We start from the raw sequence: 13,905 nt of genomic DNA on the forward strand, positions 1-13,905 counted from the left end.
TTTGCGCACAAAAATAAGAGTCCGCTATGGCTCCTATTTTTATCGCTTCTATTCTCTTTTCATCATTCCTGTTATTTACGATAAATAATCCTTTTCTACCTTTACTAGGCACATTTTTTCAAAGAATGCCGCCCCATAGCAAAGGATCCTTTCATATCCTTTTAATAGCTTCCTGCCATGTTGCTTTTCTCTGATCTGCAGCAATGCCGCTCTTTCACATAGCAGCTCCCGAATAAAGCCAGTCTTGTCAATATAATAACAGTCGCTGGTGCGGAGCTTCTCGAATTGGTCTATTCCCAATGGCAGCCTTACTTCCATGCAGATTTCCCTCCGAAGCATTGACAATTCTTCTTTCATTATACTATTTTAAAGTGGAATCTGCGACCTTCATCGCCACCTCCAGCCCCATCTTTACCTCCACCATTCGGCCGAACATATCTACTGTCACCTTTGCGATCCGCTTATGCCGGTCTATATAGGTAATCTGACCTTCCATTCCTTTTAAGGGACCAGATATGATTTGGATCTGACCGCCTATGATATTTCCTGTAGATATCTCCGTAAAATGGCTGTTTCCTCCTATACGGAGCAGGAATTCCTTCTCTTCTTCCCGAAGAGAGATAAATTCCGTTCCATCTCCCAGGATCTTTGTAAGCTCCGGAAGCTGCTTTAATTCGTAGAACAGCTTTTCTACTTCATCGGTAATCAGAAAGACATAACCCGGAAACATGGGATGCGGCTCCTTATGCCATGTCCCCTGATAACGCTTCATGCGCTCGCATTGGGCTATGAAGCATTCCGATAGTATTCTTCTATCTATCACCTTTCTGCACAGATTAAGGATCAAGTCTTCTTTTCCAGTCCTCACCTGGACTGCATACCATTTTTCCTTTTCCATACTCTGTCCTCCCCTGGTAATGATCCTCCCTGGAAATGGGTAGGCTTCGCCATCCCGTGGAACCAAACCTCAAAAGGCTAGATATTCCACAGGCGGAAATAAGCCATTATTACAGGTATCCTTACAGAATGCGGCAAAGCGACAATTCTGTCCTGATACCATTTGTGGTGATATTACTCCTGCTGTCCCTGCTTTTCATTACTCCACACGCTGTACATGGCAAGCCGCCTATGCAGCGCAAGACGTTCCCCGGAGGCCACCTCTAGGCCCGGATCCAGGCCTGCGGCAGCCTCTGCAGCTGCTTCCTCTGCGGCTTCTCCCTTTCCCGGATCAGTGGGCTTATAGTGATACTCCGGTACCAGCTCGTGGACCATCTCACGGATACTCCCGCGTTCTCTCCAGGCTGCTTCCTCTAAGCGGAACAGACCCTTTTCAAATTTTCCATAGTCCATATCTATGGGATGGCCGATGAAGATCCTTTCATTCTCTGTTTTCTGCAGCCCTTCCTCGTCCATCAGGAGCTCCTCATACAGCTTTTCTCCCGGCCTCAGGCCTGTGAACTGGATATCGATATCCTTGTAGGGCTCGTACCCTGACAGACGGATCAGCTTTTCCGCCATATCCAGGATCCTCACCGGCTTTCCCATGTCCAGCACAAAGATTTCTCCGCCCTTTGCAAAGGCTCCTGCCTGGATCACCAGGCTCACTGCCTCCGGTATGGTCATGAAGTAACGGATAATGTCCTTGTGGGTCACCGTTACCGGGCCGCCCTTTTCTATCTGGCTTTTGAACAGCGGGATTACGCTCCCGTTGCTCCCCAGCACGTTTCCGAAACGCACAGCCACAAACTCGGTCGCGCTCTTCTCGTTGCACATCTGTATGACCATCTCGCACAGCCTCTTGCTGGCTCCCATGATGTTGGTCGGGTTGACCGCCTTGTCTGTGGAGATCAGGATGAAGCGCTTTACCCCGTATTTGATGGCTGCTTTCGCTGTCTTATAGGTCCCCAGCACGTTGTTCTTGATGGCCTCGTTGGGGCTATCCTCCATGAGGGGCACGTGCTTGTGGGCTGCTGCGTGGTATACAATGTCCGGGCGGTACTGATGGAATAAGGAATCCAGACGGTTTGTGTTCCTGACGGAGCCGATCAGAACCACCAGATTCAAATCTGGATATTTCCTCTTAAGCTCCTGCTGGATCTCATAGGCATTGTTCTCATACATTTCAAAAATGATGAGTTGCTTTACCTTATGGCCTGCCAGCTGGCGGCACAGCTCGCTTCCTATAGAGCCTCCGCCTCCTGTCACCAGGACTACCTTATCTTTCACGTAGCCCATGATCTCATCTAAGTCTACCTGGATCGGTTTTCTTCCCAGCAGGTCCTCGATCTGCACATTCCGCAGCTTTGAAATGCTTACCTCATCGTTCATGATCTGGTACACGCCCGGAAGGGTTTTCACGTGGCAGCCTGTATGCTGGCAGATATCCAGGATGTCCTTTAAGGCTTCCGCCGGGGCTGTGGGCATGGCTACGAAGATCTCATTGATCCCCTTTTCCCTTACCAGCCTGGGGATGTCCTCACGCTTTCCTGCCACCAGTACCCCGTCGATCATCCTCCCCTGCTTGTCCGGATCATCGTCCACGATGCAGGCCGGATAACCATGGACTTTTTCACTGCTCTTCATTTCCCGCAGGATCAATGTACCTGCCCTTCCGCCGCCTACAATCATTACATGGGGAATGGTTTCCTTTTCTTTTATCCGTATAAGCCGGTTGAGGATCCTCGGGACCACCTGGTAGCTGATGCGCCCGCACACAGCAGCGATTGTCATGAGGATGAGCCACAGCACAAAGTAGCTCCTGGGCATCCTCTCTCCTAAAAAGGTCATTGCCAATGGCTGGGCGATGGCCGCTGCCATACAGGAAAGGGATACCTCCAGCATTTCCCGGATCCCTGCGGCTCCCCACAGGATGGTATAGAGATGGCTTATGTAAAATACAAAGGTTACAACGCCTGTCTGCATAAGGCCGTATTTCCACAGTGCTCCCATGTATTCCGCAGGTATGGCGCTGATATCAAAATCAAACCGGATAACGAGGGAAAGAAGGGAGCATAGCCAGACCATAGCCATATCGTATATCCAGAGAATGCCCATCCTCACCTTTTTGCTGTGAGGAATGTACTCCTCCAACCTGATCTTATCTTTGTTCTTCACTTTCATACTCCCCTCACTACGCTGCTTCCGCTTCCCGGTTGGGGGAAGCGGATGTCTGGTTGATTTCTTTTATCTCTTATATACAACAGAAATGGTTCCGGAGTTTGGAACTGTCACCCACAGGGTTTTTGCCGCGGTATCAATCCTGTTGGGGGTGATCAGTCTCCACTGACCCAGGAAGTTGTCATAGAACAGTACCTGTACTGTTCCCAGGCCGTCCATCAGGTTTGGCACATAGAGCGGGAACTCTACATTCCCTGTCTTCTCTGCGTTTGTTGCGTTATCCCTTGTCATCAGTGCATGGGTGCCGATCAGGGCATTATAGCCTGTCAGATCCACTCCCGGCACCACCTGGCTTAAGGTGCTTCCGCTGTTGATACCGTTAATGGATGATACTACGGAAGCCGGAAGGCCCATTACTGCGTGGTCGCTGCCCTGTACAAACTCCAGTGCGGTACCTCCTATTACGGCCTGGCCCCTGCTGTTTGTTTCTACTGTCCCGGCAGTTCCGGTGGTATGTTCTGCGCCATTCTGTCCTACATTGATACGCACAGTATCATTCAGTGCGCTTGTGCTGGATACGGCAGATGCTCCGGCGGAAGAACCTCCGCTACTGCTTCCCCCTCCGCTGCTGCTTCCGCCAAGGCCTATGGTCCCATCGCTTCCGCTGTCACTGATCACCGGCCTCGTGCTGGGGCTGTTTGCTGCAAATACGCTCACGCTCTGTCCTACTGCCAGTGCTGCTACTAACGCGATTGTTGTGATTCTCTTTTTCATGGTCTTCACCATTCCTTTCTTTTATTTATGAACTGCTTTGATTGGGTTACCTTATCTTATTTTCTGCCTCTGGCCCTTCCCGTCACTCCGGGATCTCCTTCAGCTCCAGGCCGGCCACGATCTTTTCCCTCGTTGCCGCGCTGTTGTTCCTCCCGGCGATCACATCGCACAGCGTTGTCTCCGCTATCCCTATGCTTTTCGCAAAATCCCGGCTTGTCATCCCCCTGCGGATCAGCTCCATCTTGATCTCTATCCCAAAGGGCGTCCTTTTGATATTCCGCGCAGACATCCTACCATCTCCTTTCCTTTGTTTAACCTTCCTCCCTGTAAAACATCTCCAGAATGATCGGAAGGATCTTCTCTTTTTCCGGATAGTATTCATCGTATAGATTGGTCTCCACTGCCGTCCCTGGAAGGGTGAGCATGTCCTCCTGCCCAAAGCTCTGGCTGCTTCCCAGGAATGCCAGCGCCATATCCATGTACTGCCCTTTCTCCATATCCGTTACCATGTAGCTCTGGACCTCCTCTGCCATTCTGGCCACCAGGCCTTCGTCCTTCCTGGCTTTTTCCCTGGCCGCCTGGGCAAAGCCCTGGATGTAGGATTTCTGGCGCTCTGTCCTTACAAGGGCGCTCTGGGCCTTTCCCGTATCCCTGTAACGGATATAGGACTCAGCCTGCTTTCCTTTTAATAAGACAGTCTCACCTAAAGGGAATTCAGGATTGGACTCTGCCAGGCTCTCATCCGTGATCGTGACCGTAACTCCTCCCACCGCATCGTTAAATACAGGCAGGGCCTCCATACTGACCGCCATGTAGCCGTCAATCTCCAGGCCCTCCAGCAGGTTTGTCACTGCCTCCTTCATGTACTGGCAGCTCTTCTCCCGGCCATCCCCGTAGGCATAGGCCAGGGTCAGGTGCTGGATATCCTGGCCCAGCACATTCCCGCTTAGGTCCGTCAGTGTGATGGGGGTCATGGTGTCTCTGGGGATCAGAAGGAGCTTCACTTTATCCCTCGCCGTATCCTGGGCGATCAGGAAAATGCCGTCCGCCTGTCCCCCGGAGCCTGCCACCTTTGTCTCCTCCAGGGTCTCCGGACGGTCGATCCCCATGAGCAGGATGGCTTTCACATAGGTGTTCCTCTGGTAGGTCTTTCCCTGATACTCAATCACATTCCGCTCTTTGGCAAAGGAGGCCTTCTGCTCCTCCTGCTGCCTCTGCCTCCATTCCTCCGTCTTCTGGTTTGATACCGTCTTTTCCCGGTACAGGCGGATGGTCTGGGCAGCGAACAGAAGCGCAAGGACGGCGGCGGCCAGCGCCAGGCAGTTCCATATTCGGTTGCGGCTATTGTGCCTACTGCTTTTCTTTCTTTTTCCTGGAGGCCTTCTCATGCTTCACCTGCGTCTGTCCGTCCGGCTGCGTCTGTCCCTTCCCCTGGGCCCTGCCTGCCCCGGAGGGGTCATCGTACCCGTATGGGCCGCCGTATTTTTTGTAATACTTCCCGTAATATTTCCCGTAGTATCTTCCATAATATTTTTTGTAATAGCCGTTTTCATACTCGGAGCCCACACGGTTTAATACGGCTCCCAGGATGCGGCAGCCGCTTTTTTCCAGCTGGGCCTTCACCTTCTGGGCCAGACGGTAGCTGATGACACCGCTTTCGATCACCAGCACCGCCCCGTCACACTGGCTGGCCACGATGGCCCCATCGATCAGGTTTGCCATGGGCGGGGTGTCTATGATGATATAGTCATACTCTCCCCTGGCTTTCTCCAGCATGGTGTGGAAGAGCGTATCCTCTAACAGCTCCGCCGGGTTAGGGGAGTAGGGGCCGGAAAGGATGAGGTCCAGGTTTTCAATATCCGTCCCGTACAGCACCTCCTCCAGCGTTTTCTGGCCGCTTAAATATTGGGACAGGCCGTTGGGGTTCCCCTTGATCTCATGCCGTTTTACCATCACAGACTTGCGGATATCGCAGTCCACCAGCAGAACCTTCTTCCCTATGCTTGCCAGGGAGGCGGCCAGTGCGAAGGTCGTCTCGCTCTTTCCCTCGTTCGGCATGGAGCTGGTAAACATGATGGCCTTTAAGCTGCTCCCGCAGAACTGGATGTTTGTCCGGAGGGTCTTGATGGCTTCCTCATAGTAATAGTCCTTGCGGCCTGTATTTTTCAGTTCAAGTGTCTCTTTCCTGTTTGTTTCTTCCATCTTTTACGCCTCCTTCCTCTTCTGCTTCTTCCGCCTGCCCTTGTGCTGCTTTTCTTCCTCCTGGCTGCTGTCATCCGGAACCGAGGCAAGGACAGTCAGGTTCAGATATTTCTCTACATCCTCCTCCGAACGCACCGTATCGTTCATGATCACCTGGAGGGTGATGACTCCGCACACAGCTGCTGCAAAGGCCATTCCTCCCAGGACGGCGTTCCTTTTGATATTGGGTGATGTGGGCGACAATGCGACCACGCCTTCCTCAATGATCTTCGGGGGTACCATTTCCATAATGTCGCCTATGTAGTCTGAGGATACCTTTGCCACCTCATCCGCCACTGCCTTCGCCCTCACCGGGTCTGAATCTGACACCGTCAGGGACAGGATGCGGGTGTCCGCCGGGTTGGAAATGCTGATCTTACCCTTCAGTTGGCCATAGGACATATCCAGCCCCTGGTTCTCGATCACCTGCTGCAGCACCGGACGGCTGGTGACGATGACCTGATAGTCCTTTGTCAGCTGGCTTCCGATCTGCAGGTCTGCCAGGGAGGTCAGGGTGGTTTCCTTTGACAGTACGTAGACCATGGCTGTGGAGGTATAGATCGGCGTCAGCACCACCTTGCTGTAAATCCCGGCCCCCAGGCCCCCTATCACCATTGCCAGGACGATCATCCACAGCTTTTTCCTGAAGGCGAATAACAGCTCCAGCAGATCGATCTGCAGTTCTTCATTGTTCTCTCGTAACTTTTCCATGCTTACCTTTTCCTTCATTTTTCTTTTTTGGATACCTAGAGCACGGTATCCCCCAATATATGCTCCTGATTCCTCTGCAGCAGTTTTTCTGCAAGTCTCCTGCCCCCGTGCTTTTCCAGCCAGATCTCTGCCTGTCCCAGATTCGGGGGGCGCCTGCTTATATCATGCATGTCTGTTGCCAGAAAGTGGACCTCTCCCTTTGACACTGCCCTCCTGCACCAGGCTGCCCTCTTATCCAGAAAGCCTCCCTTCAGGCTTCCTGCATTCATCTGGATATATCCGCCGTCATGGATGAGTCCCGCCATCTTTTCCGGCTCCAGGAGGCAGGCGTAGCGTTCCGCGTGGGCGATTACCGGCAGATAGGAGGCCTGCAAAAGCTGACGTACTACCCTGGACAGCTTCCCATAGCTGTCGCTCGGACGGAATTCTACTAAAACGTATCTGCTGTCCGCCAGAGTCAAGGCCCTTCCTGTCGCCAGATGCTCCGGCAGCTCTTCAAAGTACATGATCTCCTGGCCCAGCAGGATATGTAGGTCTTCGAAAATCTCTTTTGCTCTTTCATTCAGCCTCTCACATGTCTCCCTCAGTCTTCCCACATCCTGGGACGGTGAGTAATGAGGGGTTGCAATGATCGTGCGGACTCCCTGGGCATAGGACATTTCCAGCATGTTCTGTGCAATGTCCCAATCTGCAGCCCCGTCATCTGTCTTTGGCAGAATGTGCCCGTGGATATCTGTCCAGCCATGGCTGGGGCTGTGCTTTTCCGGCTGTATGTTTTCCGCGTTTTTCATATTCAGGAGTCCACCTCCCTTTCCTTACATAAAAATAGGAGGTTTTATTGCCCCCCCCCCCAGTAAAAACACACTTTTTGACGGTCTTCTTTGATGTCTGCTCTTATATTGGTTTTCGAAAGGAGTCATGCATCATTTCTTTCCCGCGGATGTCTTCGGGTCATACAAGCTGCTGTCCTGTCAAATCCTGTTTCTTATTTTTGACAAAAGATACCACATAATATAGATTATGTGGTATCTTTTGCCAGGCAATCCACCATTTGGAAGCTCTTGCCGTGTGATTTGGCGAGATTTATGGAAATTTTATGAAGTTTGTGTGAAATCTTATACATAAAAAGCATTGAAAATTAGACTGTAAGATGGTAGAATGGGATTGTTAATTCTTAAAGGGCAATTTCAATATGACATAATCTATATTATGTCATACCATGGTTCCCCGCCTCTCGGCAGGCCCCTGATCATAAAACAGCAGCCCCAGCTCTAACTGCTTTAAGCAAGCCTCCACACTGCTTATCATGGTGTATCTTCTTGTTGTCTCCACACTGCTGTGCCCCAGGAAATCCGCAAGACGTACCAGATCCTTTTCTTTTTCGTAATAGCTTGCTGCAAATAGATGTCTTAGATTGTGTGGAAATACCTTGCTTTCCTGTACACCTGACAGCTTACAGAGCTTTTTCATCTCTCCCCACACATTTCGCCTGTCTACAGGCTGTCCCCCCGCAGTGATAAATATGCAGCCCTTTTGAATATTTCTCTTCCGGCAGTAGTCCTGCAGCATTTCTGCCAATGTCCTGGGCAGGAGGATCACACGTTCTTTTCCTTTGAAATGGATATGTACCATATGTTTTGCCAAAGCCTCCACCGTGATGTATTTCAGCTCTCCGATCCGGATCCCTGTGCTGCCTATGGTCTGTAAAATATAGCTCAGCCGCTGATTTCCCATATCTTCTGCAGCTTGTACCAGGCGCTTGTATTCGCTGCGGCTTAACTCCTTCTCCTCCTCGCGGAATATCCGGCGCTGCTGCCGGAAGGTCTGGACACAGCAGTCCCTTCTTCCCTGATATTTCAGAAAGCAGTTTAAGGAGGCCAGCATGGAATTGGCGCTGCTCACCTTATAGTGTTCTCTCAGATACTCCTTATATTGGAGCACTTGCTCCCGCTCCCAGCTTTCCTCCCTCACGTAACTCAAGAAATGTTTTACATCACGGACATACTTTTCGATGGTATTCTGGCTTTTCTCCTCGCTTCGCAAATATGCCTCAAATCGTGTGATTGTCGTTTTGTATTCCATATGATCTCTTTCCCTTATCCTTTGCTTCTCTTTCTTCTATAATATATTTGGGGGTTAATACGTAAATTTTCGTATTTCTGTTAAAAAAAGAAAGGGCCCGTCCCCTTCTGCACCATATCCTTGCAGCATTTGTTTTTGAGTTTCCGCGTTTTGCACCGCACCAGCCGTCCTCCCGGCAGGCGCGGTGCAAAACGCGGAAACTCAAGATTTGGCATATAGACATCCTGCCTGACATCATTTATACTGAATAAATATCCAGGCACCTCCCTGATATATTTTTATCATCATTATGACAGCATTTGCTTTATTTTTCAAGAGGTGAAGATAAGAAAGGTGGTTTTCCATGACACATACATATGAAATCTCCTGTTTTAACCTGCAGCAGATCGCCCAGTCAGGCCAATGCTTCCGCATGAGTCCGATCCCCTGTGACAAGCTGCCTGAACATGCGGATTCCGGCTACCGTATCATAAGCGGCGGGCGCCTTCTTTCTGTTTTCCAGAACGGATTCCATGTCTCCTTTCAATGTCCCAAAGAGGATTTGGACGATTGGCTGGCTTATTTTGACTGGGATCTGGATTATGAAAATGTCATAGGTTCTATTGATCCGAAAGATACCTACCTTTTTGCTGCCGCTGAGGCCGGACAAGGGATCCGTATCCTCCGCCAGGATCCCTGGGAAATGATCATTACCTTTCTTATTTCCCAGCAAAAAACGATCCCGAAAATCAGGGAATTGGTGGAGGCCTTAAGCCGCGCTTATGGAAGTCCCATAACGGCTGAGGGAACGTCTGCATCTGCCAACGCAGCTGCTGCCTATTATGCCTTTCCCACTCCAGAGCAGCTATCCCAGGCCGGCTTAGATGACCTTCTCGCCCTGAAGCTCGGCTACCGCGCAAAGTATATCCACCGTGTCTGCCAGGACGCGGTAAATGGCAGGCTGGATCTGGAGAAGTTAAAAAGGATGGATTATAAGGATGCCATGGAGTATCTCACAGGCTTCTACGGCATCGGCAAAAAGGTGGCTAACTGCGTCTGCCTCTTTGGTCTTCATCATATTGACGCTTTTCCTGTGGACACCTGGATAGAGAAGATACTCATGGAGCATTATTACCAGGCAAAAAAATACCGCCGTACCCCCAAAGCCCTCCTTTTTGATAAGATCATCAAGGATTCCTTTGGGCAGTATGGCGGATATGCCGGGATCATGCAGCAGTATATTTTTTATTATGAGAGATTGAGAAATGGCAAATTGGGATAAGATCAGGCTTGATAGAAAGACTCTTTTCGCATATAATATAAGTGAAAGAAGAGCTTTCTTCTCTCCTTCGCTAAATGATGACGAGTGACGGTTCTGACTCGTCGATAAAATAAAAATTGACCGAGCGAAGATGATGTGTGACGGTTCTGACACATCGGTAAAATAAAAATTGACCGAGCGAAGAAAATTCAGGCGAGGTTGACTCTAACTAGTTGACCTCGCCCTTTTTACATTGTGAGGTACTAAAATGGAATATTACTTAAAATTATCTCTTCTATCTTGGAAATTTATCCAGGATTATCCTCCTGCCACATATCCTGAACTGATGCATAAACATGGGCGTCCTTATACTTGTTTATTAATTGATTCTCATGATGATTATTTTATTTGTGTTCCCTTTCGTTCAGCCATTGGACATAAAAATGCATTCATGTTTACTGGCACCACTCGCTCCTTAAAAACAAGATCCGGCCTGGACTATTCAAAAATCGCAATCATCAAAGATATTGATTACTTTGACTCAAACGCCCCTGCAATTGTCGACCAGGATGAATACACTGAAATGATGAAAAACCTTCCATCCATCATTAAGGAAGTAAACAACTATGTGAATACATATATCAGCCATGTTAATGGTACAATGCCTCTTCATCCGAGGGCATTCTCCCGAAAATATCAGTATTCTACGTTACCTTATTTTCATAATCTTATGGGAATTTAATTTCACATCATCCCAACCTCAAATATCTTCCACTTCCCCCGCAGTCCTCTCTCCTTCCCCACTGCAAAGTTTCTTGTATACTCGCCGTCTCCCCACTGGGGAGCACCTTTTAAGGCTTCTTCAGACCATTTCTGGCTGAAGGTGACGCGGACGATGCGGTACTCTTTGAATTTGAGCTGTTTGGCAAGGTCGTCGCAGCCGGAGCCGGGAAGGGTTTCAAAGCTGTGGACGATGTATTCTTTGATGTAGCGGCCCTCTGAGAAGTCTGCAGCCTGCTGGGGAAAGTTCATGGAGGCGGACTGTTTCCCCGCTACGATGCTTTCGCAGAGCTCATATTGGGCCATGCCCTGGTATTTGAAGAAAAAGCCTACGGCCTGCTGGGGCAGGTCTGCCGGCATGGTCTCGAATTTGACGTGTCTGGGAAGACTGTCGTCTATGGTGTATTCCTGGATCAGGTACTCCGGAGACCGGGATTTGTTCACTGCGGCTACTCCTAACATAAGGGCAAAGCAGATGAGCGTCATGCCCAGAATGCGGAGGCCCTGCTTGGAGACGCCCGCCCCGGACTTTGCTGTGTCGGAGTACTGTTTCTTTGTATGCCCTTGATTCACATCTTTCTGTCTCTTATTGCCGCTCTCCGCCATCGCCCATACCTCCGTTCCAACTTGCATTGTCTCTAGTTCCCAATTTTTCCATATTCTTCCAGACAGAGCTTCAGGCCTTCTGCCGTATCCGAAAATAAAATTCCCTGCCCCCTGATCTTCTCTGTATTCATCGCCAGATTCCTGGGGCTGGCGGCAAAGCGTTCCATGTCTTTCTTGATCAGGCCTCCGTTTCCGGCCGCCGCCCCGGCAAACATAACAGCCGTATCATAGGCGTTCATCCGGTTTTCGCTGCCGAAATTGTAGATGCCTCCGGGAAGCTCCATGGCCTTTTCCATGTTTTTTACCACTTCCCATACATAGGTAATGCCGCGGTAGTCGTTGACAGGAAAGGACAGGCTGGCCCCCTCTTTTGCTGCCTTTAAAATATTGGCAAGCAGATTGGAGCTTCCCACCCGGTTTTCAGTGGGATAGTCGTACATCCAGCTAAGCCTCAGGGCAATGCCGTCTTTCATGCAGGTGAGCATGGCATTTTCTGCCCGCTTTTTGTCCTTTCCATATACATTTTGGGGACGGTGCTCCTCTCCCTCTCTGTTAGGCTCCAGGCTGTCTGCTCCTGTGTAGATCTGGTCGGAGCTCATGAATACCATTCGGCTTCCGTTTTCCCGGCAGGCCTTGGCCACATTGGCTGTGCCGCGGACATTGACTGCATCGGAAAGCTTGGGGTTCTCCTCACAGTGTCCTGTGTTGGAGATCGCTGCACAATGCAGCACTACATTTGGTTAGATCGCTTTTATAAATGCGGATACTGCCAGGGAATCTACAATATCTAACTCCCTGTGGGTGACGCCTATGGCTTCCACCCCTTCTCTATCTTTAAAATATTCAAAAAGCCGGGAGCCTAAGAAGCCTCCCGCGCCTGTTATTAATATACGTTTTGCCATGTTAATACATAATACCTTTCAAAATCTCCGTAACTACACAGCTGTAGGCTGAGTAGTTACAAATCTCCATGCGCCCAGCGGACAGCATGGTAACATTATATCCCCTGTATGTCCTCTTTTTTTTACAATTTTCTTAAGATTTTCTTCCACGAATATTTAATAATTTTGAAAAGGTATCTACATCAAAATGTAATAAAGAGGCCGAAAAAGCCTGTGACAGCTCTTTACAGCCCCCTTATCTATACCTGTTTTTTATTCTGGTTTACTTAAAAAGCCCTTTTTTCTTAGGCTTCTCCTCCTCGGAGGTGATCCCGTTCATCGCATCGTCAAACCGGCGCAGGGCATCCTTCTGTGCCTGAGTCATGCGCTCCGGTACCTGTACCACCAGTGTGACGTAATGGTCGCCTCTGACATTTCTGTTGCGGAGGGAGGGAACGCCCTTGCCTTTTAAGCGCACTTTGGTATCTGTCTGGGTTCCCGGACGGACCTCGTACTCCACCTCGCCGTCCACTGTCTTGATGCGGATGGTTCCGCCCAGTGCTGCCCTTGCAAAGGAGATCGGTACGGTGGAATAAATGCTGGTGTCCTGACGCTTGAAGATCGGGTGCTGGGAGACAACTGCCTCAACCAGCAGATCCCCCCTCTCGCCGCCATTACTTCCCGGCTCGCCGCCTCCGGCCATGCGGATGCTCTGGCCGTTGTCAATGCCTGCAGGGATGCTGACTTTGAATTTCTTGCGCACGGTCTTGTAGCCTGTGCCGTAGCAGTCCGGACATTTTTCCTTGATGACCTTACCTGTACCGGAGCAGTCCGGGCAGGTCTGGACATTCTGTACCTGACCGAAGAAGGACTGCTGTGTATACATGATCTTTCCTTTGCCGTTACACTTTGTACAGGTCTGCGGGGTTGTTCCCGGCTTTGCGCCTGTGCCGTGACAGCTTGAGCAGGTTTCCTTAAAATTGATCTCGATCTCCTTCTCGCAGCCAAATACGGCTTCCTCAAAGGTGATCCGCACAGATGTCCTCAGATTCGCGCCACGCGCAGGACCGCTCCTTGACCTGGAGGATCTGCCTCCTCCGAAAATATCCCCGAAAATGTCTCCAAAGATATCTCCCATATCTCCGCCAAAGTCGAAACCGCCAAAACCGCCGTAGCCACCGGCACCGCCAGCGCCCTGTTCAAAGGCAGCATGGCCGAACTGGTCATACTGCTGACGCTTCTGGGGATCGCTCAAAACGCTGTAGGCCTCAGATGCCTCCTTGAACTTTGCCTCTGCCTCCTTGTCGCCTGGGTTGGCATCGGGATGGTATTTTTTGGCAAGCTTCCGGTATGCTTTTTTCAGCGCATCATCGTCTGCGTCCTTTGGAACACCCAGAACTTCATAGTAATCTCTCTTACTCTCTGCCATGTTGTTTACCTCTTAATCTTCTGAACGCCGAAAAGCCGCTCTTT

14 protein-coding genes and 1 pseudogene are annotated in these 13,905 nt (G+C 50.2%); 2 read left to right on the forward strand and 13 right to left on the reverse strand.

Annotated features, from left to right (window positions below; all coding sequences use genetic code 11):
• Nucleotides 1–75: 75 nt before the first annotated feature.
• The 10 genes from LIZ87_RS22440 to LIZ87_RS15350 all read right to left on the reverse strand — a co-directional run bounded on the left by LIZ87_RS22440 (nucleotide 76) and on the right by LIZ87_RS15350 (nucleotide 8,925).
• Nucleotides 76–318, reverse strand: coding sequence for an AAA family ATPase (locus LIZ87_RS22440; RefSeq protein ID WP_264468022.1), 243 nt, complete (start codon nucleotides 316–318; stop codon nucleotides 76–78).
• Between the two features lie 43 nt (nucleotides 319–361).
• On the reverse strand, nucleotides 362–898 hold the full coding sequence (gene loaP, locus LIZ87_RS15310) for an antiterminator LoaP (RefSeq protein ID WP_227148250.1): 537 nt from the start codon (nucleotides 896–898) through the stop codon (nucleotides 362–364).
• 173 nt (nucleotides 899–1,071) lie between these two features.
• Nucleotides 1,072–3,120: a nucleoside-diphosphate sugar epimerase/dehydratase gene (locus LIZ87_RS15315; protein WP_330664640.1), complete on the reverse strand. Its 2,049-nt coding sequence runs from the start codon at nucleotides 3,118–3,120 to the stop codon at nucleotides 1,072–1,074.
• 63 nt (nucleotides 3,121–3,183) lie between these two features.
• Nucleotides 3,184–3,891: a hypothetical protein gene (locus tag LIZ87_RS15320; RefSeq protein WP_178314705.1), complete on the reverse strand. Its 708-nt coding sequence runs from the start codon at nucleotides 3,889–3,891 to the stop codon at nucleotides 3,184–3,186.
• Between the two features lie 82 nt (nucleotides 3,892–3,973).
• Nucleotides 3,974–4,180, reverse strand: coding sequence for a hypothetical protein (locus LIZ87_RS15325; protein ID WP_178314706.1), 207 nt, complete (start codon nucleotides 4,178–4,180; stop codon nucleotides 3,974–3,976).
• A gap of 22 nt (nucleotides 4,181–4,202) precedes the next feature.
• The gene (locus tag LIZ87_RS15330; protein WP_227148252.1) at nucleotides 4,203–5,279 is read right to left on the reverse strand and encodes an LCP family protein; all 1,077 of its coding nucleotides are present in this window, start codon (nucleotides 5,277–5,279) and stop codon (nucleotides 4,203–4,205) included.
• On the reverse strand, nucleotides 5,242–6,093 hold the full coding sequence (locus tag LIZ87_RS15335) for a CpsD/CapB family tyrosine-protein kinase (RefSeq protein WP_227148254.1): 852 nt from the start codon (nucleotides 6,091–6,093) through the stop codon (nucleotides 5,242–5,244). Before LIZ87_RS15335 ends, LIZ87_RS15330 begins: the two co-directional genes overlap by 38 nt.
• Before the next feature lie 3 nt (nucleotides 6,094–6,096).
• Nucleotides 6,097–6,843 (reverse strand): YveK family protein, encoded by a 747-nt coding sequence (locus LIZ87_RS15340; protein ID WP_178314127.1) that lies wholly within the window; start codon nucleotides 6,841–6,843, stop codon nucleotides 6,097–6,099.
• A 35-nt stretch (nucleotides 6,844–6,878) separates the two neighbouring features.
• Entirely contained in the window at nucleotides 6,879–7,634 is a 756-nt protein-coding gene (locus LIZ87_RS15345) for a CpsB/CapC family capsule biosynthesis tyrosine phosphatase (RefSeq protein WP_178314125.1), read from the reverse strand.
• 421 nt (nucleotides 7,635–8,055) lie between these two features.
• The gene (locus tag LIZ87_RS15350; RefSeq protein WP_178314123.1) at nucleotides 8,056–8,925 is read right to left on the reverse strand and encodes a tyrosine-type recombinase/integrase; all 870 of its coding nucleotides are present in this window, start codon (nucleotides 8,923–8,925) and stop codon (nucleotides 8,056–8,058) included.
• 343 nt (nucleotides 8,926–9,268) lie between these two features.
• Between LIZ87_RS15350 and LIZ87_RS15355 the strand changes: the two genes are divergently transcribed.
• Complete coding sequence (locus LIZ87_RS15355; RefSeq protein WP_227148256.1) at nucleotides 9,269–10,186, forward strand: DNA-3-methyladenine glycosylase family protein; 918 nt, start codon at nucleotides 9,269–9,271, stop codon at nucleotides 10,184–10,186.
• Between the two features lie 247 nt (nucleotides 10,187–10,433).
• Nucleotides 10,434–10,907, forward strand: a complete 474-nt coding sequence (gene tenpIN / locus LIZ87_RS15360) for a type III toxin-antitoxin system TenpIN family toxin (RefSeq protein WP_227148258.1) — start codon at nucleotides 10,434–10,436, stop codon at nucleotides 10,905–10,907.
• 2 nt (nucleotides 10,908–10,909) lie between these two features.
• Here the strand turns inward: tenpIN and LIZ87_RS15365 are convergent, their stop codons facing one another.
• The 3 genes and pseudogenes from LIZ87_RS15365 to dnaJ form a co-directional block, all read right to left on the reverse strand.
• Nucleotides 10,910–11,578 (reverse strand): hypothetical protein, encoded by a 669-nt coding sequence (locus LIZ87_RS15365; protein WP_227148259.1) that lies wholly within the window; start codon nucleotides 11,576–11,578, stop codon nucleotides 10,910–10,912.
• Nucleotides 11,579–11,583: 5 nt separating this feature from the next.
• A pseudogene (locus LIZ87_RS15370) lies at nucleotides 11,584–12,453 on the reverse strand (SDR family oxidoreductase).
• A 262-nt stretch (nucleotides 12,454–12,715) separates the two neighbouring features.
• Nucleotides 12,716–13,861 (reverse strand): molecular chaperone DnaJ, encoded by a 1,146-nt coding sequence (dnaJ, locus tag LIZ87_RS15375; protein ID WP_178316692.1) that lies wholly within the window; start codon nucleotides 13,859–13,861, stop codon nucleotides 12,716–12,718.
• Nucleotides 13,862–13,905: the final 44 nt, after the last annotated feature.

This window comes from Lacrimispora sp. 210928-DFI.3.58 (genome assembly GCF_020554865.1).
Classification (GTDB): Bacteria; Bacillota; Clostridia; order Lachnospirales; family Lachnospiraceae; genus Enterocloster.

Bases quoted from the DNA above. Each gene is read 5' to 3' on its own strand.
- LIZ87_RS22440 (WP_264468022.1), bottom strand. From the start codon at position 318: ATGGAAGTAAGGCTGCCATTGGGAATAGACCAATTCGAGAAGCTCCGC.
- loaP (WP_227148250.1), bottom strand. From the start codon at position 898: ATGGAAAAGGAAAAATGGTATGCAGTCCAGGTGAGGACTGGAAAAGAA.
- LIZ87_RS15315 (WP_330664640.1), bottom strand. From the start codon at position 3,120: ATGAAAGTGAAGAACAAAGATAAGATCAGGTTGGAGGAGTACATTCCT.
- LIZ87_RS15320 (WP_178314705.1), bottom strand. From the start codon at position 3,891: ATGAAAAAGAGAATCACAACAATCGCGTTAGTAGCAGCACTGGCAGTA.
- LIZ87_RS15325 (WP_178314706.1), bottom strand. From the start codon at position 4,180: ATGTCTGCGCGGAATATCAAAAGGACGCCCTTTGGGATAGAGATCAAG.
- LIZ87_RS15330 (WP_227148252.1), bottom strand. From the start codon at position 5,279: ATGAGAAGGCCTCCAGGAAAAAGAAAGAAAAGCAGTAGGCACAATAGC.
- LIZ87_RS15335 (WP_227148254.1), bottom strand. From the start codon at position 6,093: ATGGAAGAAACAAACAGGAAAGAGACACTTGAACTGAAAAATACAGGC.
- LIZ87_RS15340 (WP_178314127.1), bottom strand. From the start codon at position 6,843: ATGGAAAAGTTACGAGAGAACAATGAAGAACTGCAGATCGATCTGCTG.
- LIZ87_RS15345 (WP_178314125.1), bottom strand. From the start codon at position 7,634: ATGAAAAACGCGGAAAACATACAGCCGGAAAAGCACAGCCCCAGCCAT.
- LIZ87_RS15350 (WP_178314123.1), bottom strand. From the start codon at position 8,925: ATGGAATACAAAACGACAATCACACGATTTGAGGCATATTTGCGAAGC.
- LIZ87_RS15355 (WP_227148256.1), top strand. From the start codon at position 9,269: ATGACACATACATATGAAATCTCCTGTTTTAACCTGCAGCAGATCGCC.
- tenpIN (WP_227148258.1), top strand. From the start codon at position 10,434: ATGGAATATTACTTAAAATTATCTCTTCTATCTTGGAAATTTATCCAG.
- LIZ87_RS15365 (WP_227148259.1), bottom strand. From the start codon at position 11,578: ATGCAAGTTGGAACGGAGGTATGGGCGATGGCGGAGAGCGGCAATAAG.
- dnaJ (WP_178316692.1), bottom strand. From the start codon at position 13,861: ATGGCAGAGAGTAAGAGAGATTACTATGAAGTTCTGGGTGTTCCAAAG.